This window comes from Capnocytophaga sp. oral taxon 864, assembly GCF_002998835.1.
Lineage (GTDB): Bacteria > Bacteroidota > Bacteroidia > Flavobacteriales > Flavobacteriaceae > Capnocytophaga > Capnocytophaga ochracea.
Map to the genome: position 1 here is coordinate 964,820 of NZ_CP027232.1, position 20,233 is coordinate 985,052.

The following is a 20,233-nucleotide window of genomic DNA, read 5'->3' on the forward strand; positions in this document are numbered from 1 at the left end:
ATTGTTAGTCTTTAATCGTTAGTACTTAGCTAACGATTAAAGACTAAATCTTAATATTCATTAAAGTATTTTTGGATTTGTTTCCAGTCTTTGGTTTTAGTGAGTGCTAACATCAATAGAACACGAGCTTTTTGTGGGTTGAGTGCTTGTGCAGCTACAAATTGATATTTAGCATCATCTACTTCGGCATCGAGAGTTGTTGCTCCTGTAGGTACGCGTGAAGAACGCACAAACTGAATGCCTTGTTCTCTAGCTTTTACTGCCAAATCGAAGATAGTGTGATAGAGGTTACCATTACCTACTCCTGCGTGTACAATACCATCGAATTTAGCGTCCATAAAAGCTTTCATTGGCAATTCGGATACGTTAGAATAACTGTATACGATACCTACTTTAGGTAATTCTTTAAGATTATCTACATTGAAAACAGATTGATAAGTGTGTTTGTTTTCAGGAGTGCGATTAAAGAATACCTTACCGTTGTGAATGTATGCCAATTTGCCATAGTTAGCTCCTTGGAAAGTTTCGACAGCAGTGGTATTGGTTTTAATCACATCTTTGGCATCAAGTACGATGTCGTTCATACACACCATTACCCCACGCCCCATAGCATTTTTATCGGCAGCAGTTACTACTGCGTTATAAAGGTTTAGAGGACCATCGGCACTCATACCGGTAGCAGGACGCATTGCTCCTACCATTACCACAGGTTTTTTGCTGTGTACGGTAAGGTTAAGAAAGTAGGCGGTTTCTTCCATTGTATCGGTACCGTGGGTGATTACCACACCATCATAACCTTCTTTATTTAAGAGCTGATTGATGCGTTTGGCAAGGGTGAGCCATACCTCATCGTTCATATCTTGTGAACCGATTTTCACAATCTGTTCACCACTTACATTGGCTACATTCTTCACTTCAGGCACTGCTTCCAAGAGTTGATAAATACCAAGTTCACCAGCTTTATAGTTGGTTTCAGTATTCGATTTACTTACTCCTGCGATAGTACCGCCAGTAGCTAAAATACGAATCTTTGGCTTTTGTTGCGCAAAGACTGCCACAGTCATCATTAAAAGCAATGAGAGGGCAATTTTTTTCATCAATGTCATCATATATAATTTTAGTTATTAGTTTTAAATGGAAAGTTAAGAATTAGAAATTAGATTTTTCACATAAACATAATTATTAGGTAACCTACCGCAATGGCTACAATAGTAGCTACAAAACCAGGAATTTGGAACGAGTGGTTCAGCACGTACTTGCCTATGCGAGTGGTACCTGTTCTATCGAAATTGATAGCAGCTACTACGGTAGGATAATTAGGGATAAAGAAATAGCCATTCACGGCAGGGAACATTGCTATGAGTGCCATTGGGTGAATGCCTAAGGCAATCCCTAACGGATAAAGAGTTCGTACCGTAGCGGCTTGACTAAATAAAAGAACAGACATTACAAAAAGGGCTACTGCAAAGAGGAAAGGATATTGAGTAACTATTTGTTCGATGTGCATTTTGAAGAACTCAATATTGCCATTGAAAAAGGTATCTCCCATCCAAGCAATCCCAAAAATAGCTATCACGGCTTGCATACCTGCAATAAATACCGAACCTTTTACTGCTTTATTGATGTCTACTCGAGCAAAGATAATCATCAAACCAGCGATAGACATCATTATAATTTCGATGAGTTGGGTCATTCCCATTTGTACTTTCTCACCTCCTACTTCAAAAGATGGACGCAAGGTATCAATAGAACCAAAAAGTACGATAGAGAGGACTCCTATAAGGAATATAATCACTGACGTTTTGGCTCTTTGCAGGTCTTTACCGGTCATTTGCGAAGCGGTATGACTTTCTTTTTCTAAAAGACCTTCACGTAAACGGCGTTGGTATTCAGGGTCTTTTTCGAGAGGAACGCCCATAAAACTCACGGCTATAGCACCCACAATTACCCCGATAATCGTAGCGGGGATACACACCATCAGGATATTACCTAACGTAATACCTTTACTACCTAAGAGCTCAGCTGAAAGTAAAGCGGCTGTAGCTGCCGAAATAGGGCTGGCTGTAATAGCCTGTTGCGAAGCTATTACCGATATAGAAAGGGGACGCTCAGGGCGTACCTTGCTATCGGTAGCAATTTCGGAGATGATAGGCAAAAGCGAATAGGCAATGTGACCTGTACCTGAAAACAAAGTAAAAAAGTAGCAGACTACAGGCGCCAAGAAGGTAATCATAGCGGGATTTTTGCGCAGAATTTTCTCGGCTACCTTCACCAAATAATCTAAACCTCCCGCTGCTTGCAAGGTAGCAGCCGCTGTAATAACTGCTACAATGATAAGCATTACATCGATAGGCGGATTACCAGGTTTGAGTCCAAAACAAAAGACCAGAATTCCTAAACCTATCATACCGAAGATACCGAGCCCAATACCTCCTACTCTGGCTCCTACAAAGATAGCGAGGAGCACGATTAATAATTCTATATATACCATATTCAATGAATAATTGACAATAACAATTAGCAAATACTAATTTCGGGTCAAAGATACGAAAGTTTTTGAAAACAAAAAAGAAAAAAAGGATATTTTTTAAAATAAAAAGAACTTTTAAATTTAGGAGATAACTTATACTTAGCTTATAGAAAGCTTATAGGAACCTTGAACGAATCTTGGAAGATTGTTATACAAAAGGTATATAAACACTTGATATACAATAGTTAAAAATAATATAATTTCTATAATTCAGTTAATTTCCATTTTTTGATTTTTTAAGATTTTTGTATATAACATTAAAAATTCTTTTCAATGTCGAACGGAGGACATTCGCAATTATTTGCTACCTTTGCCCTCAAAAATAACATTATGGAATTTACCTACACTTTAGCGGATATCGATACAATTGCGAAAAAACTTCTTCCTCACTTACACTGCAAAGTGTTGATTTTCAAAGGAGGAATGGGATTTGGCAAAACAACACTCATCAAAGCCTTGGTGCGTGCCCTAGGTAGTACAGACAATGTGAGCAGCCCTACTTTTAGCCTTGTGAACTCTTATGAAGGTACTAATGATAAGATTTACCACTTCGATTTCTACCGTATTAAAAACGAGGAAGAGGCTTTTGATATTGGCTTTGAAGAATACCTCTACTCTGGCGATTGGTGTTTTATTGAATGGGCAGAAAAGGTTGAAAAATACTTGCCTGATACTTATACCACAGTCGAATTGATACAAATAGATAAAAACCATAGAAAATTAGTAGTTAGCAATTAGAAAATTGACAAATTGATAAAATGCTTGTGCGGCTCGCACCAAATTATGATTAAACACATTCTCAATTTTAAACGTCCTTCGGGGACATCAAGAGGGGTTCTTACCTCCAAAGAAACCTTCTTTTTAGTAATAGAACAAGAGGGCAAAAAAGGCATAGGAGAATGCAATCTCTTTCGTGGGCTTAGTGCCGATGACGTACCTGATTATGAGGCCAAATTGCAATGGGTAGAACAACACTTACTCTTGGGAGAAAAGGCTTTATTAGAAGAGCTCAAGACTTTTCCGTCTATACAATTTGGGGTGGAACAAGCATTTAGGTCGGTAGCAGCTCCACACTGGTACGAGCTCTTTCCTTCGAACTTTACGAAGGGCAAAGACGCTATACCTATTAATGGACTCATTTGGATGGGCTCTCCCGACTTTATGAAAACGCAGATAAAAGAGAAACTCGCTCAGGGTTTTCGCTGTATCAAAATGAAGATAGGAGCGATCGACTTTGAAGAAGAATATCGCATTTTAAAAGCCTTGCGCAATGAGTTTTCGGCAAGCGATATAGAAATACGAGTAGATGCTAATGGTGCGTTTCAAGCAAATGAAGCACTGAGGTATTTAGAACGCTTGGCTACTTTGCAATTACACTCTATTGAGCAACCTATACGCGCAGGACAGTGGGAAGCGATGGCTGAACTATGTGAGCAAACACCTCTACCTATCGCCCTCGACGAGGAATTGATAGGGGTATTTACAAGGGAAGAAAAACAACGGCTTCTGAGAGATATACAACCGCAGTATATCATTTTAAAACCTTCGCTCATAGGAGGTTATAGAGGTTCTGAAGAATGGATAACCCTCGCCGAAACATTAGGCATAGGTTGGTGGATAACATCGGCTTTGGAGAGCAACATAGGGCTTAATGCCATTGCGCAGTGGACGTACACACTTCGCAACCCAATGCCCCAAGGTTTAGGTACAGGAGCATTGTATACTAACAACTTACCTTTTCCACTCTATGTGAAAAACGGACATTTGGGCTTTAATCCTTGTGAGCGCGTAACATTTCCCTTTTCATAGGCGGTCCTGGTAATCGTTCCACCATAAAACCACAAGCCTGCATTGCACGACGCACAGAGCCTTTGGCAGCGTAGGTTACCAAATAGCCTCCTTGTTTAAGGGCAGTGTACATTTGTTGGAAAATAGCTTCTTGCCACAATTCAGGTTGTACTTGCGCCCCAAAAGCATCGAAATAAATAAGGTCAAAACTATCGACATCACTAATAGTTTCAAAACGTTGTAATCGCTTTTTAAAACTAAAAGAGGGTGATAGGGTAATGAGTTTGTTCCACTCACAACGGTGCATCTGCTCAAAAACGGGCACGAGTGCTGTAGCGTTGAGCATCTGTGGAAAGTTCATTTGCGAGGCTTCGTCACACGAAAGTGGGTAGGCTTCTACCGTTTCGTAGTGAATGTTGAGTTGCAAGGATTCGTGCTCTTTGTAAGTAGCCAAAGCGTTGAGCCCCGTGCCAAATCCAATTTCTAAGATAGAGATGCTTTGATGGTCAAATAGTTGCAGTCCGTTCTTGATAAACACGTGCTGAGTTTCTTGAAGCGCGCCGTGTACTGAGTGATAGGTCTCGTCCAACTGTGGAATATAAAAGCTGGTAGAACCATCAGAGGTTTTTATAAGTTCGTGAGTCATTGTCTAGGTAAAAGATAAAAAGTAACAAGTAATCGTTTAATAGTTAGTGCGTTGAAAAATATAGGTAAAGATTTTTGTGTTTTACGCGACAAAGTTAAAAAATATTTTGTACCTTTGACAAAAATTTAGACAAAATCAAAAACTAAAACAATATGAATTTAAAAATTGAAAAAGTAAAAGAAAGTCGTATTAACCAGATAGACTTTTCAAAACTGAGTTTTGGTAAAACTTTTGCTGACCATATGTTCATCTGCGAATACAAAGATGGACAGTGGCAAAACCCAACCATCAAACCTTATGCTCCTATAACCCTTGAGCCTTCAGCAAGCGTATTCCACTATGGGCAAGCTGTTTTTGAGGGAATGAAAGCTTATAAAGATGACAACGGACACGTTTTTCTTTTCCGTCCACAAGAAAACTATAAACGTATCAACAAATCTTGCGCACGATTGGCAATGCCTGAGTTTCCTGAAGAATGGTTTGACCAAGCACTCCGCACTCTTGTAGATATTGATAGTGAGTGGATAAAACCAGGTTTTGGCAATGCCCTCTATTTGCGCCCATTTATGATTGCTACTACTGCTGGCGTACAAGCGGCTCCTGCTAAAAACTACCTTTTTATGATTATTACTGCCCCTGTACAGGCCTACTACAAAGGCGATGTAAAAGTAAAAATAGCCGACTATTACAGCCGTGCTGCTAATGGAGGTTTTGGTTTTGCTAAAGCAGCAGGTAACTACGCAGGTCAGTTTTTCCCTACTCAGGAAGCTGCCAATGAAGGCTATCAACAAGTAATGTGGACAGACGATGCTACACACCAATTCTTAGAAGAAGCAGGTACAATGAACCTATGGTTCCGTTTTGGTGACACCCTTGTTACTTGCCCTACTAGTGAGCGTATTCTTGATGGGGTAACTCGTAAAAGTATCATTACAGTAGCCGAAAAATTAGGTATCAAAACCGAAATTCGTCCAGTGAAAGTAAACGAACTTATCGAAGCTGCTGAAAAAGGTGAATTGAAAGAAGCATTTGGTTGCGGAACGGCAGCGGTAATTAGCCCTATATCTGGATTTGGCTACAAAGGCAAAGATTACAGCGTAAATCGTCCTGCTGAATTATATACCGATAAAATCAAACAAGCGATACTTAACATTCAGTATAACAAGGCTGAAGATCCCTTCGGCTGGAGAGTGCAAGTAAAGTAAGAAGAAAATAATTTGTGAAAAAGTTGTGAAAAAGTTTGCAGGTTTCAAAAAAGGTCGTACCTTTGCACCCGTAAAACAAGAACAACAATGGCCTCGTGGCGCAACTGAATAGCGCATCTGATTACGGCTCAGAAGGTTACAGGTTTGAATCCTGTCGAGGTCACGAAAAAAGCTCCAACAAAGTTGGAGCTTTTTTATCTTAATGAACGTCGTATAAGGAAAATAAATTTATACAATTTAAATCTTAAAACAAAGTAGTGGCATAATAAACTTTTCCAAGAGCTTTAAGTTCTTGGAAAAGTTTATTTTTATAATGATGTAAATACTTAAAAACTTCCCTCTTAAAACCTAATCTTATTTCTTATAGAGCTCCAAGTATTCCCGTACGATTTCAAAGTCGTCAAAATGGTGTCTAACGCCTTTAATTTCTTGGTAAGTTTCGTGTCCCTTACCGGCGATGAGGATAATATCACCTTTTTGAGCGTTCTTGCAAACAGATTGTATTGCCTGACGACGGTCGGTGATGGTTTGTACTTTGTGGAAGTATTGTGGCTGTACCCCTTGTTCCATTTCGGAAAGAATTGTCTCAGGTTCTTCGTTGCGAGGATTGTCGGAAGTGAGGATTACATTATCGCTGAGGTTTGTAGCTATATCAGCCATTATAGGGCGTTTACCTTTGTCGCGATTGCCTCCACAGCCCACTACGGTAGTGAGGGTCTCGTTGTGAGTGCGTATATCGTTGATGGTTTTCAGAACGTTTTCAAGGGCATCGGGGGTATGAGCATAATCCACTATGGTAATCACTCCCGTAGCCGATACTGCATACTGAAAACGTCCTGCCACAGGTTCTATGGCACTGATAAGAGTAAGCGTTTCGAGTTCGTCAATACCCAATAGAGTAGCTGTAGCATATACCGCCAAAAGGTTATAGGCATTAAACTCACCTATGAGTTTTGTCCATACCTCGTGCTGATTGATGCGCAACAGCAAGCCGTCAAATCTACTCTCAATGATATATGCCTTATAATCTGCGTGAGTTTTGAGTGCGTATGTTTTCTTTTGAGCTTTGGTATTTTGTAACATAAAAGCCCCATTCTTATCATCGTTGTTTACTAAGGCAAAAGCGGTAGCGGGTAACGCATCAAAGAAACGCTTTTTCACATCGCGATAGGCAGCAAAGGTTTTGTGATAGTCGAGGTGGTCGCGGGTGAGGTTAGTGAAAATACCTCCTGCGAACTGTAGTCCTTCAGTACGATGCTGGTCGATGCCGTGAGAGCTCACTTCCATAAAGCAATATTTCACCCCTTGTTCTACCATTAAGTGCAGATAATGATTCAGTTGAAGAGGGTCGGGGGTGGTGTGAGTTGCTTCAAAGCGCTGGTCGTCTACGTATACCGCCACTGTGGAGAGCAACCCCGCTTTTTGTCCTGCTTTTCTAAACAATTGGTAGAGAAGCGTTGCAATGGTAGTCTTTCCGTTAGTACCTGTTACGCCTACTAAGGTAAGTTTTTCGGAAGGATTGCCATAGAAGTTAGCTGCAATCAAGGCTAAAGCACTATGACTATTGGGGACTACTATATAGCTCACATCAGGCAAGGGCTGTTGAGGTAATTGCTCACATACGATAGCAGTAGCACCACTGCGTATAGCTTGGTCTATGTATTCGTGTCCGTTAGATTGCGTGCCCGTGATGGCAACAAACATACTTCCCTTTTCGACCTTGCGGGAGTCGAAGCAAACGGAGGTAATATCTTTATCTTCCACATAAAGGGAAGTTTTTATAGTGATGTTTTTAAGTAATGTTTTTAAGTTCATAATGTTAATTCTCTAATTTGCCACATTGTAACACTACTACTATATTGCGGGGCACTTTAGTACCTTTGGCAATTGATTGTGCGCTTACTTTACCTTCACCAGAGAATTTCACTCGTAAGCCCATATTCTCCAAGAGAGCAACAGCGTCCATTACGTTCATACCGCTAAGGTCGGGCATTATAGTTTTGTACTTAGCAGCTTTGGCGTAGTAATCTTCGTAGTTTGTAGTAGTACTCGCTGATATTTTATCTACATTTTCTACCGTATCCATCAACAGCGAATTGGTATAGATTTTATGAGCAATACTCTTAAATACAGGTCCTGATACATCGGCACCATAGAAACCTACACTCTTATCGGGTTCGTGAATTACCACTATACAAGAGTATTTCGGGTTATCGACAGGAAAGAAGCCTGCAAATGAAGATATATAGCTAAGCTTACTCTTATCGGCACTAGCATAGTTCTTACGGGCTGTACCTGTTTTACCTGCCATTGAGAAATCGGGAGAATGGAGGCGATGTCCTGAACCGTAGGAACGTTCTACTACATTAGCCAATAGTCCCTTGGCACGGTCAGCAGTTTGTTTAGAACATATTTTACCATTGACAATTTCTACATTGAACTTCTCTACTGTTTTATTCCATTCCTTTACTTCTTTTATCATTCGAGGTTTGACCATTACTCCCCCGTTGGCAATTGCATTATAGAAAGCCAAGCTTTGCAAAGGAGTAATCTTTACGGAGTAACCTATTGCCATTGACTCAAGCGTTACCCCACTCCATATTTTGTCGCGAGGTGTAGGAATATAGGGAATCCCTTCACCTAAAATAGGTAAACCTAAGGGTTGATTTAGGTTCATTTGAATGAGCTTGGTAGTAAAATCAGAAGGAGACTTTGAAAAGAGACTATGCACGAGTTCAGTCATTCCGACATTAGAAGAAACCGAAAAAGCTTTGTTCAGACTTATATTTCCTGTAAACCTATGTTGAGAGTCTTGAAAAGTCTTATCGTAATACTGTTGTTTTCCTTCCTTGATATCTACCACATAAGTCGTATCGATATTGCGGGCTTCCATAGCGGCTACTACCGTCATTAGTTTGAAGACTGAACCAGGTTCGTGTGCTTCACCAATAGCAAAGTTATAACGCTCAGAATATGTATCGTTTCTAGTATTCAGCTCTAAGTTAGAAATAGCTTTTATCTCACCTGTATTCACCTCCATTACTATCACACAACCGTGATGAGCCTTGTATTTTTTAAGTTGTGTAAGCAAAGCGTGGTGAGCGATATCTTGGATATTGATATTGATGGTAGACACTACATCGTAGCCGTCCTTAGGTTCGATGATATTAAAACCACTGGCAAGTTTCCACTGTCCTTGTGCTATTTTTTGTTCTACGCGTCGACCTTTGGTTCCTAACAAATAGCTGGCATAAGCACCTTCCAAACCTACACGGGTAGTATAGCCTGTTTCATCAGTACGGGCATAGCCGATACTGCGGTGTGCAATCCCTCCTAATGGATATTCGCGTTTTATATTGCGCTCGACGATGATACCGCCTTTATAAGGACCTTTATTGAAGAGAGGGAATTTCTTGATTCGGGAGTACTCGCTATAACCCAGATTAGTGGCTACGAGCATATAGCGATTTTTTAAGCTACGTTCTTTTTTAAAGAGATTTAAGTAATAGCTATTGGGTTTTCCAAACATACGCGAAAGCGAATCGCTGAGGGGTTTTACATACCTATTGAAATTAGCTCTGGAAGGCGCAATACCGTCCCAACGGATATCATACCGAGTTACCGAAGTGGCAAGTAAGCTACCATCATCAGAATACAAATTACCTTGACTGGGGATAATATCAGCTTCTCGCAAGGTAGTTTCGTCTACTTTGGCGCGATACTCATCACCGTCAATTTGTATTTTTATGAGCTTTACCGCAATGACACCTATCATCAGTAGCATCATAATAGCTACCAAATAAGTGCGCGATGTTATCTTTTTATCGTTTTTTTCCAATGCTTCTTTCTACTTGTATTATCTATTATCTCAAAGATTACTCTTCTACAATTGCCTTTATTTTTTGTGGTGGTTTTTCGGGTTGTTTGAGTCCTTTACTTTCTAATTGTTCTAAAAGCGAAGACTCCAAACGCACTTTCTGCAAACGCGAACGCACATCGACGAATTCACTCTTGAGCTCATTTACTTCGTCGTTGAGCTTAGCTATTTGGTGTACTTTGCGGTCTACCATATGCGAGCTGGCTATCATTATAACTCCCAAAGCAAAAAGGAAGCTTATGAAAAACCAATTTCGGGTAGCTTCTTTACCTTCTACCAAAAATTTTCCTCGCAATATATTCTTTATTTCATCAGTGGCTTTTCCCATTTTTTTTTCAGTTATGAGTTTAAACGTTCGGCGATACGGAGTTTGGCACTACGAGCACGGCTGTTTTGTGCTATTTCAGTATCATCAGGAGTGATGAGACCGCCTACTTTTTTAAAGGGTACTGACACATTGCCATACCAATCTTTCTCAGGAGCTCCTTCTAACTGTCCGTCTCGAATGAAGCGTTTTACACAGCGGTCTTCGAGTGAATGATAGCTGATAAGGCTGATACGCCCTTGGGGCTTGACTACGGTAGGGAGTTGTAGCAAAAATGATTCCAAAGCTTCTATTTCGGCATTTACCTCTATACGAATGGCTTGATAGATTTGTGCTAACACTTTGTTCTCTTTAAATTTAGGCAAGAGAGCTTTTACTGCCTCTTGTAGTTCACTGCCTAAGCGTATTGGCTTCTGCTCTCGGTAACTGATTATGGCACGGGCTATCGCTTTGGCATTTTTTAGTTCGCCATATTGAAAAAAGATATGAGTGAGTTCTATCTCGCCATACTCATTGACGACTTCTTGGGCTGAAAGAGGAGCTTGCTGGTTCATACGCATATCGAGTGTACCTTCAAAACGAGTAGAGAAACCGCGCTCAGCTACATCGAACTGGTGAGAGGAAACCCCAAAATCACCCAAAACCCCATCTACTTGTGTTACTCCATAAAAGCGCAAATACTGACGCAGATACTTAAAGTTTTGCTGAATAAGAGTAAAACGTTCATCATCGATGGTATTATTAAGGGCGTCGGCATCTTGGTCGAACGCATAGAGGCGTCCGTTTTTACCGAGGTGCTTTAAGATTTCGCGCGAATGCCCTCCCCCACCAAAGGTAACGTCGACATAAGTGCCATTATCTTTGATATTCAGTCCCTCAATGCTTTGCGTTAAGAGTACAGGAGTATGATAGGGAGTGTTATTGTTCATTTACTTGCTACGTGATATAATAGAGTGCAAAGGTACGAATTTAATACTCAACCACCAAATTTAAATTAAATGAGAAAATGGGAGAATGAGGAAATGAGAGAATGAGGAAATGGAGAAGGTTTTGAAGGGATTGCAAAGGTGTGTTATCGGAGAATCTCGGAGAGTATCGGAAAGTATCGAAGATAGGGTTATGGTATAGTTAGCTTATAGAAAGCTTATAGGAAGCTTATACGAATCTTGGACGATTAGTATAGAAAAGGTATATAAGTAGTTAAGAATGAGGGATTAAGAGCGAAGGGTGAAGAGTTAAAAAGTGTTAATTAAGCGAAGGAAGAAGACTGGAAAAACGAAAGTATATAGAGACGAAAAAGGAGGAATATAGAAACAGTAAAGGCTGTGAACTGGAAGAGAATGGTATAAAAATTGATGTGTGGGGCATAGATGTATTGGCATTTATGATTATTTTCGTATCTTTGCACCATCATTGGAATGAATTTGAATGAAAAAAACGTATTACTATATATTATTCACTTGTTTATTAACCTTTTGTACTAACCTTTGGGCTCAGAATGACAATAGCAAGACCCGCCGTATCGAAATTATCTACGGGGGGGAATTTACGATTGACAATGAGAAATATCCTGGGGCTACTATCTTTAAATCGGACGGACAACGGGTACAGTTTCGACATCAAGGGTTAGACGTGTGGTGCGATTTGGCAGTGCTCTACGAGGAGAAAAACGAGGTGATTGCACACGGCAATGTAGTGCTACAGCAAGGCGACACACTACAAATGAACAGTCAGTACGTATCGTATAAAGGGAATACTAAAACGGCTGTAGCCCGCGAGAACGTGCTATTGCGCAATGGGAATATGACGCTGGAAACCCAAGAACTCTTCTTCGACCGCAACTCTCAGGAGGCTTATTACAACAATTTCGGGAAAATTACTGACCCTGAAAATGAGCTCACCAGCAAAACAGGAAAGTATTACGTAACGACTAAGAAAAACCAATTTACCAATTCGGTAAAGATTGTCAATAGAGATTTTACGGTTAATTCGCAGGTGTTGGACTATTATCACAATTCGGGCAACGCCTATTTTTACGGCAAAACTACCATTGTGGGCGCTGACTACAAAGTGTATTGTGAGCGAGGTTTTTACGATACGCGTAGACAATTGGGTTATTTTATGAAGCACGCCAAGATAGAATACGACCTAAAAACCTTGGTGGGCGATAGTTTGTATTTTGATAAACGCCGTCAGTTTTCTTCGGGCTCTAACAATATCTTCATTTCGGACACGGTAAACAAGACCTTTGTACGAGGGCATTACGGCGAAATTCACAAGGCAAAAGATTCGATGTTTATCACCAAAAAGGCAGTGGTAATCACATTAGTGGAGAAAGACTCGATGTATATGCACGGCAAGCGCATTTTGGTTACTGGCAAACCGCAACACCGCGTGATTCGCGCTTACCCCGATGCTCGTATTTTCAAAAGTGATATGCAAGCCAAGTGCGATTCAATTCATTCTGACGAGGCTAATGGGCTGACCCAAATGGTGGGCAAACCTGTAGCTTGGACGGGCGAAAGCCAAATGACGGGTGACAATATTCACCTGATTGCCAATACGAAGACCGAGCAATTGGACTCTTTGAAAGTGTTTAACAACGCACTGGTGGTAGAGAAAGACAGTTTGGGCGATGGCTATAACCAAGTGAAAGGTAAGTTCTTGTATGGCAAATTCAAGAAAAATGTTTTGCGACAAATAGACTTTTTGCAGAATACCGAGTCTATTTATTACGTGTATAACGACGCTAAGGAGCTGGTAGGTATCAACAAACTGACTTGTAGTCATATTAAGCTCTATTTAAACAAAGACCAGCAAATACAACAAACGGTGTTTATTACACAACCATCGGGGAATTTATACCCAGACGATAAATTACACGTGAACGACCGTAAGTTTAAGGAATTTATATGGCGAGGTGATGAACGTATCCGCAGTAAAGAAGAGATTTTTAGCGATGCGGAGAAGAAAATAAAACCCAAGAAAATTAAGGGAATGAAGACCCCTGAGGAGATAGACGAGGAGGAGAATCTGCTTGCAAATCCGTCGCTTAAAAAAGAGAATAAGGCAGGGAAAGAGAAGGCTAAAGAGAAACCAAAAAGCAAATAAGACGAAAAGTTGGCATTTTTATTGCACAATAATAAAAAAAGGCGTACATTTGCCTATTGATTAATTTTAAAACATAAACTATATGAAAAAATTTATTATCGCAATGTCGGTGTTGGGATTAATTACCACATCGTGCGTATCCAAAAAGAAGTATGCTGAATTAGAAGCAAGAAACAAACAGACTGAGGATTTGCTAAACACTGCTACCGTAAAACTCAATATGTGTTTAGACGAAAAGAACAACTTGACTCACAAGTTGGAGAGTATGAAAAATCAGAACGACTTGCTCAAAGAAAACAATCAGCAGCTCATCAACAATATGGGTAACCTTACTACGCTTACCCAAAAAGGTGCTGAGAACCTTGAAAAATCATTGGAAAGCTTGCGTGAAAAAGATTTAACTATCAAGAATTTGCGCGATGCTGTTACCCGTCGTGACTCAATAAACCTCGCCTTGGTACAAAGCCTCAAAGGAGTGTTGGGTAACTTAGACGACCAAGATGTAGACATCAAAGTAGAAAAAGGTGTGGTATTTATCAATATCTCTGATAAGATGCTTTTCAGCAGTGGTAGCTACACTATTTCTAAAAACGCAAAGAGCGTACTTGAAAAAGTTGCAAAAGTGGTTAAAAATAAACCTGACTTTGAGTTTATGGTGGAAGGACACACCGATAACGTAAACATCAAAACAAGTTGTATTCGTGACAACTGGGATTTGAGCGTAATGCGTGCTACCGAGATTGTACGTGTTTTACAAAAAGACTTTGGAGTTGCTCCTGAACGTATGACTGCAGCTGGTCGTAGCTATTACGTGCCTTTAGCAAGCAATGGTGATGCTAACGGACGTGCCCTAAACCGTCGTACTCGTATTGTGATATTGCCTAAGCTCGACCAATTCTACACTATGATTGAAGAGGGAATGAAAGACCCTGCTATCGGTGGTAAAGGAAAATAGTGCGATCCGGTGCGAGTCGCACAGACAATTAATGAATTAACAAATGAGATAAGAGTCAGCAGTTAGTGTAAAGCTAATTGCTGACTTTTTTGTATGGAAGATGAAATACGAATTACTTTTAAACAAGATAAGGGGATATATAGCTCTCTCGGGAAAGGACTGTGTTCTTATAGAAGAGCTTTTTGAGCCTTTGTATCTTGCCAAAGGAGAGGTACTACTACAAGAAGGTAAAGTCTGTAAGCATTTCTGTTATGTAAACAAGGGGTTACTGAGGCAATTTATGAATTATGATGGGAAAGAACTTACTATACACTTTAACGAAGAGAATACTTTTGTTTGCGACTATGAGAGTTTTATAACTAAAACACCTTCACAGAAAACAATCATTGCACTTGAAGATAGTGTTTTGCAAATGATTTCTTACGGTAATTTGCAACGGTTTTACAAAGAAATAGAAGAGGGTGAACGGTTTGGTAGGCTACTACTTGAAGAGACTTTTATCAAAGCAGTACAATACATCATTTCGGGACTTACTGATAGTCCGCAAGAACGTTATTCGAAATTTATGAAACAATATAAAAATATTGAGCAACGAGTAGCACAGAAATACATAGCTTCGTTTGTAGGAGTTACTCCACAATCATTGAGCAGAATTAGAAGAAGAATAGCCTATATGTAATTTATTACCCCAAGTTAATTTTTATCTCACCACTTCTGCATTATTTTGCATCTCAGAAATTAAAAACAGAATAACAGATGAAAAGTAAAAATCTTCTTCAGCGAGTAGCTCAATTTATTACTATTGTGGGGCTTAGTTTATTAATAGGAAATATTTCGGCTTTTATAGCGATGAATATGCTTTCTACACCACAAGACACTTCGTTCTTCTTATGGCAACGCCGATTTATAGATGCGATGGTTCAACTGGGAATGATTAAGGGAATGTGGTTGTTCCTTATAGGCAATATTGTAATTTACTTATGCCAAAGAACTCGGAAAAACTTACTATTGCTTATACTTTCAATCGCAGTATTTATATTGGGTGAGTTTTTTATCATACCTTTATCTTACGAAACTTCACTTTTAGCTTTTCAGCAGTACGAAATGAACCAAGTAACTTCTGATTTTCTTACAATAAAACATAAAGAAGACGTTTTGGGAGGAGTCAATCTGCTTATATTGTTGATATATTGTGCGTGCTACACAGGTGTAGTTAGTAAATTAGCAAATGAGATAAGAGTCAGCAGTTAGTGTAAAGCTAATTGCTGACTTTTTTGTATGGAAGAGTGAATAGAAAGTGCGAGCCACACAAGCAGTCGTAGCACGACAGGTATTTTTTTAATTGGTAAATTAGTAGATTTTTAAAGTTGTAAGTTTAGTTAAAAAACAATCAAGCGTTGGTTATTATTTTGTAAGTTCCACTAATAATTGATTAGTTTTTTGTATAAACCACAATATTGTTATACCTTTGCACTCAAAAAGACACAAAATTGATAACTTTTTACAAGAAATAGATAAGTGCTATAAACATCTTATCTTATACTTTTGTACCGAAAAATAAAAACAGTAACATATGAAAAGAAAATGTTTGCTACTATTGTTTTTAGTAGCTACAACTGCTGTTTTTGCACAGCACAAGTACACCCTTAGTGGTTCGATATCTGATGTTTCTAACGGCGAAAAGCTCTTAGGGGTAAACTTTATCATCAAAGAATTGCACACAGGTACCTCTACCAACGAGTACGGGTTTTATTCTATTACCTTGCCCGAAGGCAAATATACCATTACCATTGAGTATATAGGCTATGGTACTCACCAAGAAACTATAGTACTAAACAAGAATATCCGCAAAGATTACAAACTGAAGCCTGAGGCTATTCAGCTTACAGGAGTAGACGTAACTGCAAATACCACAACCCAGAAAACAGCAGTACGCAAGCCTGAAATGAGTGTAGCTTCTATTCCTATTGCTACGGTGAAGAAACTGCCTGTATTGGTAGGTGAAGTAGATATTATCAAAACGCTGATGCAGATGCCAGGGGTGAGCAACGCAGGCGAAGCATCATCAGGATTTAACGTGCGTGGAGGTGCTGCCGACCAGAATTTAGTGCTTCTTGATGAAGCAACGATTTTCAATGCATCACACCTCTTTGGTTTTTTGAGTGTCTTCAACGCTGATGCTATACGTGATATGAAGCTATACAAAGGAGGGATTCCAGCACGCTATGGTGGACGTATTGCTTCGGTTTTGGATATTTATCAGAAAGAGGGTAACAAGAACAAGTTTGGGGCCACAGGGGGCATAGGGGCGCTCTCTTCACGATTACTTGCCGAAGGTCCTATAGTGAAAGACAAAGCCTCGTTTTTAGTAGGAGGTCGCGCTTCTTACGCTCATCTCTTCCTCAAACTGAGCAACAATGAAAATTCGATGTACTTTTACGACCTCAATACAAAACTCTCTTACCAACTGAACCCAAACAATGCGCTGTATCTTTCGGGCTACTTTGGTAGGGACTTTTTTAAACTGAGCAATAACCTCACTAATGCTTATGGTAATGCTTTAGTGAATTTACGTTGGAATCACTTATTTACTGAGAAGCTCTTCTCAAACCTTTCGGTTATTTATAGCAATTACGACTATAAGTTTGACTTTAACTTGCTTGATATGATATGGAGATCAGGGATAGAAAATTTTAACCTAAAATATGATTTCAAAAACTATGTATCAGAGAAGTTTAAATTTACCTACGGCTTTCAAGGACTATATTATACCTTCAAACCTGGTAAAGTCCTCCCTAAATCTCCTGCCTCTACTATCAAAGAAAAGGTTCTTGACCATAAATACGCTGCCGAAACAGCTTTTTATATAGATGCTGAACAGAAATTAGGAGAAGCTCTTACGGTATCGTACGGAGTGAGATTGAGCTCTTTCTATCACTTAGGGAAACGCACAATAAATATGTATAAAGATGACAACCCTGTGATATTTAACACGAGCCGACAAATCTATCAGAAAGCGACTCCTATTGGGACGAAGTACTACGGTAGCAACCGTATTATAAATTTGTACTCTAACTTCGAACCACGCTTTACTATGAGCTATGCTTTCAACGATAATAAATCAATAAAAGCGAGTTATGCACGCACGGCTCAATATGTACATTTGATTTCTAACACAGCTTCGCCTTCGCCTTTGAACGTATGGGCACCCAGTGATGGGTTTATCAAACCACAGTTAGCTGACCAAGTGGCGTTGGGTTATGCTTCTAACTTCTCGGACGATAAATACAGCATAGAGGTCGAAACTTACTACAAGAAAGTGCAAAATCGCTTAGACTATATAGACGGTGCGAACCTCATTGCTAACGAAGCGATTGAACAAGTATTGCTAACAGGGGAAAACAGAGCTTATGGTTTAGAACTGTTATTGCGTAAAAACACCGGTAAACTCACTGGGTGGATAGCTTATACACTCTCAAAATCGGAAATGCAAACTAAAGGACGTACCTCTGAAGAAATAGGTATCAACTACGGCGACTGGTATAGTGCTCCCTACGACAAACCTCACGATGTTTCGATTACGGCTACCTATGAGCTCTCTGCTAAATGGACATTTGGAGCTGTATTTAACTTTCAATCAGGTTTACCTACTAATTACCCCGTAGGACGTTATAACTACTTAGGAATGAGTGTTCCTGACTATAGCAAACGCAACGAATACCGCTTGCCTACTTATCACCGTTTGGATCTTTCGGCTACCTATACACCACAACGCCCAAACAAGCGTTGGAAAAGCGAATGGGTTTTCGGTATTTACAACGTGTACAACCGCAAGAATGCTGTGAGTGTTTCCTTTCGTGAGAACTTAGACACCCATAAAAATGAAGCCGTTAAACTCTCTATTTTTGGTATTATACCCAGTGTAACTTATAACTTTAGTTTCTAATGCTTAAACCTCTATTTACTATGAAAATAAGAAATATCTATATTATACTTCTCAGTGCTTTAGCTTTAACTTCTTGTGAAGAGGTCATAGATTTAAAATTGGACTCTGCTCCTCAAAAGTTAGTGATTGATGCATCTCTCGATTGGAAGAAAGGAGAGACAAAAGCCTATCCTGTAGTGGACATCAGTTATACGGAAGCCTATTTTGGCGATACGCCTTCACCTGCTATTGATAACGCCATTGTGAAAATCAAAGCACATACTCAAACACAAACACAAGAGTACCAACTCTCGTTATGGGACGGTACTTCTACCATTACCACTGATAACGTAGCCACATTAAAAGGCGGTAGCCGTTATGTATTCCCGGCAGGTATCACTCCTGAATTGGGCAAGGACTATGAACTTATCATAGAACTCAACGGACAAACCTATACTGCTAAGAGCAAAATGCTTGAAGCTCCTATAATACCTTCTGACAAAATAGTACAGAAAGAAAACGGAGGCTTTTTAGGTGACCAAATAGAGTTAAAATTCTACTTTGACGGTATTAGTGATGGTGTAGCCAATGCTTATTTAGTAAGGCTGACACAAAGTAGTAGTAAAAAAATTACTTACGGGACTTTGGACGACAACTATATAGCTAACTATAAGTTTTTCTTTATAATGACAGGACTCAATAATGATAAGTTAAACAAAGGAGATATTGTAAACGTAACGCTTTATCGGATTCACCCTCAATACAAAGAATTTGTGCAAATGCTTATAAGACTATCAGAAGGACAAGGTCCATTTACTATTCCTACGCGCCCCATAGGTAATATTGTGAACAAAGGAAATTCTCGTGAGAACCCTCTTGGAGGTTTTCGGGTGGCACAGTATACTACGCTACAATATACAGTAAAATAGTTGCCCGTACGGCTCACACTACCACTTCACTTGTACTAAAAACTCGTGAGAGTTACGCGATTGTAAATTGAGATGTGTTTGAAAGTAGGTTTCAAAACCATATCCCACTGATAAATAATAATTCGGAATATTGAAGAGTACATAAGAGCTAAAAGCCTTATCAGTGCGATAGGTAAGCCCTACCTCAGCACGGTTTAAATAGTCAGTAGCTACTGTGAAGTTTGTTGAGGCTTCTTGTTTTTTAGCAAGACGTATTTGTACACTTGGCTTTAGAGTAAAATCAGAGGAAATGTGCCAATGATAGCCCGCCATTGCATAATATAACATATTCTCAGCAACGGAAGTCATTACATCATTTTCCATACCCACTTTATCAGAAGCGAGCATATTGGGGATAGATAGCCCTACATAAAAGTCACGCAATTCATAATAAACTCCAGCCCCAAAGTTGAATTGGAACTTCCTTGAGATATCTTGCAAATAGGGGTCGTAGCGCGTAGCATTCTGTCCCGTATTGTACAAGTGATTATATGTGCGTATTTGGCTTATATCAATATTAAAAAACTCTCCTCCAAACTTAATTCCTCCTACGATATTAGAATGTTCGTTTATAGGCACTCTATAAGAAAAGTCTCCAAAAACACCCGTTTGTTTCTGAATAAATACTTTATTATTGGTTACTGAAAGTCCTAAGCCCACGCAGTCAGTTATCTTGTGAGTGGTAAAAAAGGTTTGCGTTTGAGGAGCTTCATTCATTCCACGCCATTGGTTGCGAATGTCTGCTGAAATAGTATGCCCCTTTTCCTTACCCACTACAGCTGGATTCACCAAGTTTTGGTGTTGTTGATAAAATATGTACGTAGGGTCTATAGATTGAGCTTGTAGTGCTCCTGCGATAAGCAAAAAAACACTGATAAGTAATCTTCTTTTCATTCTGATAAT

The 20,233-nt window shown here is 39.5% G+C and carries 17 protein-coding genes and 1 tRNA gene; 10 read left to right on the forward strand and 8 right to left on the reverse strand.

The genetic code is table 11. The features are described from left to right. Positions 1–50 precede the first annotated feature (50 nt). Complete coding sequence (ansB, locus tag C3V44_RS04345) at positions 51–1,109, reverse strand: L-asparaginase 2 (protein WP_106095659.1); 1,059 nt, start codon at positions 1,107–1,109, stop codon at positions 51–53. 56 nt (positions 1,110–1,165) lie between these two features. Further along, positions 1,166–2,491, reverse strand: coding sequence for an anaerobic C4-dicarboxylate transporter family protein (locus tag C3V44_RS04350; RefSeq protein ID WP_106095660.1), 1,326 nt, complete (start codon positions 2,489–2,491; stop codon positions 1,166–1,168). Between the two features lie 312 nt (positions 2,492–2,803). Here C3V44_RS04350 and tsaE point away from each other — a divergent pair, with 312 nt between their 5' ends. Beyond that, positions 2,804–3,268, forward strand: coding sequence for a tRNA (adenosine(37)-N6)-threonylcarbamoyltransferase complex ATPase subunit type 1 TsaE (tsaE, locus tag C3V44_RS04355; protein ID WP_174683111.1), 465 nt, complete (start codon positions 2,804–2,806; stop codon positions 3,266–3,268). Between the two features lie 45 nt (positions 3,269–3,313). Further along, positions 3,314–4,339 (forward strand): o-succinylbenzoate synthase, encoded by a 1,026-nt coding sequence (locus tag C3V44_RS04360; protein ID WP_106095661.1) that lies wholly within the window; start codon positions 3,314–3,316, stop codon positions 4,337–4,339. Here C3V44_RS04360 and mnmD read toward each other — a convergent pair. Continuing rightward, positions 4,302–4,964, reverse strand: coding sequence for a tRNA (5-methylaminomethyl-2-thiouridine)(34)-methyltransferase MnmD (gene mnmD / locus C3V44_RS04365; protein WP_106095662.1), 663 nt, complete (start codon positions 4,962–4,964; stop codon positions 4,302–4,304). The genes C3V44_RS04360 and mnmD overlap by 38 nt on opposite strands. 152 nt (positions 4,965–5,116) lie before the next feature. Between mnmD and C3V44_RS04370 the strand changes: the two genes are divergently transcribed. Further along, positions 5,117–6,169: a branched-chain amino acid aminotransferase gene (locus C3V44_RS04370; protein WP_106095663.1), complete on the forward strand. Its 1,053-nt coding sequence runs from the start codon at positions 5,117–5,119 to the stop codon at positions 6,167–6,169. Between the two features lie 89 nt (positions 6,170–6,258). Further along, positions 6,259–6,332: transfer RNA gene (locus C3V44_RS04375), tRNA-Arg, on the forward strand. A 191-nt stretch (positions 6,333–6,523) separates the two neighbouring features. Here C3V44_RS04375 and C3V44_RS04380 read toward each other — a convergent pair. The 4 genes from C3V44_RS04380 to rsmH form a co-directional block, all read right to left on the reverse strand. Continuing rightward, a complete protein-coding gene (locus tag C3V44_RS04380) occupies positions 6,524–7,984 on the reverse strand; it encodes a UDP-N-acetylmuramoyl-L-alanyl-D-glutamate--2,6-diaminopimelate ligase (protein ID WP_106095664.1) in 1,461 nt (486 codons plus the stop codon). 4 nt (positions 7,985–7,988) lie between these two features. Next, positions 7,989–9,956, reverse strand: coding sequence for a penicillin-binding protein (locus C3V44_RS04385; protein ID WP_371411830.1), 1,968 nt, complete (start codon positions 9,954–9,956; stop codon positions 7,989–7,991). Positions 9,957–10,044: 88 nt separating this feature from the next. Then, complete coding sequence (locus C3V44_RS04390; RefSeq protein WP_002671172.1) at positions 10,045–10,374, reverse strand: FtsL-like putative cell division protein; 330 nt, start codon at positions 10,372–10,374, stop codon at positions 10,045–10,047. Positions 10,375–10,385: 11 nt separating this feature from the next. Then, positions 10,386–11,300: a 16S rRNA (cytosine(1402)-N(4))-methyltransferase RsmH gene (gene rsmH, locus C3V44_RS04395; protein ID WP_106095666.1), complete on the reverse strand. Its 915-nt coding sequence runs from the start codon at positions 11,298–11,300 to the stop codon at positions 10,386–10,388. Between the two features lie 499 nt (positions 11,301–11,799). Here rsmH and C3V44_RS04400 point away from each other — a divergent pair, with 499 nt between their 5' ends. From C3V44_RS04400 to C3V44_RS04425, 6 genes are all read left to right on the forward strand, one after another. Continuing rightward, on the forward strand, positions 11,800–13,482 hold the full coding sequence (locus C3V44_RS04400; RefSeq protein WP_002671040.1) for an OstA-like protein: 1,683 nt from the start codon (positions 11,800–11,802) through the stop codon (positions 13,480–13,482). Between the two features lie 82 nt (positions 13,483–13,564). Next, complete coding sequence (locus tag C3V44_RS04405; protein WP_009410200.1) at positions 13,565–14,437, forward strand: OmpA family protein; 873 nt, start codon at positions 13,565–13,567, stop codon at positions 14,435–14,437. A 100-nt stretch (positions 14,438–14,537) separates the two neighbouring features. Beyond that, complete coding sequence (locus C3V44_RS04410; RefSeq protein WP_106095667.1) at positions 14,538–15,116, forward strand: Crp/Fnr family transcriptional regulator; 579 nt, start codon at positions 14,538–14,540, stop codon at positions 15,114–15,116. A gap of 77 nt (positions 15,117–15,193) precedes the next feature. Continuing rightward, complete coding sequence (locus C3V44_RS04415) at positions 15,194–15,688, forward strand: hypothetical protein (protein WP_016478901.1); 495 nt, start codon at positions 15,194–15,196, stop codon at positions 15,686–15,688. 322 nt (positions 15,689–16,010) lie between these two features. Further along, complete coding sequence (locus C3V44_RS04420; RefSeq protein ID WP_106095668.1) at positions 16,011–18,383, forward strand: TonB-dependent receptor; 2,373 nt, start codon at positions 16,011–16,013, stop codon at positions 18,381–18,383. A 20-nt stretch (positions 18,384–18,403) separates the two neighbouring features. Next, positions 18,404–19,291, forward strand: a complete 888-nt coding sequence (locus C3V44_RS04425) for a DUF4249 family protein (RefSeq protein WP_034575857.1) — start codon at positions 18,404–18,406, stop codon at positions 19,289–19,291. An 18-nt stretch (positions 19,292–19,309) separates the two neighbouring features. Here the strand turns inward: C3V44_RS04425 and C3V44_RS04430 are convergent, their stop codons facing one another. Next, positions 19,310–20,224 carry a PorP/SprF family type IX secretion system membrane protein gene (locus C3V44_RS04430; protein WP_106095669.1) on the reverse strand — a complete coding sequence of 305 codons (915 nt, stop codon included), beginning with the start codon at positions 20,222–20,224 and terminating at the stop codon, positions 19,310–19,312. Positions 20,225–20,233 lie beyond the last annotated feature (9 nt).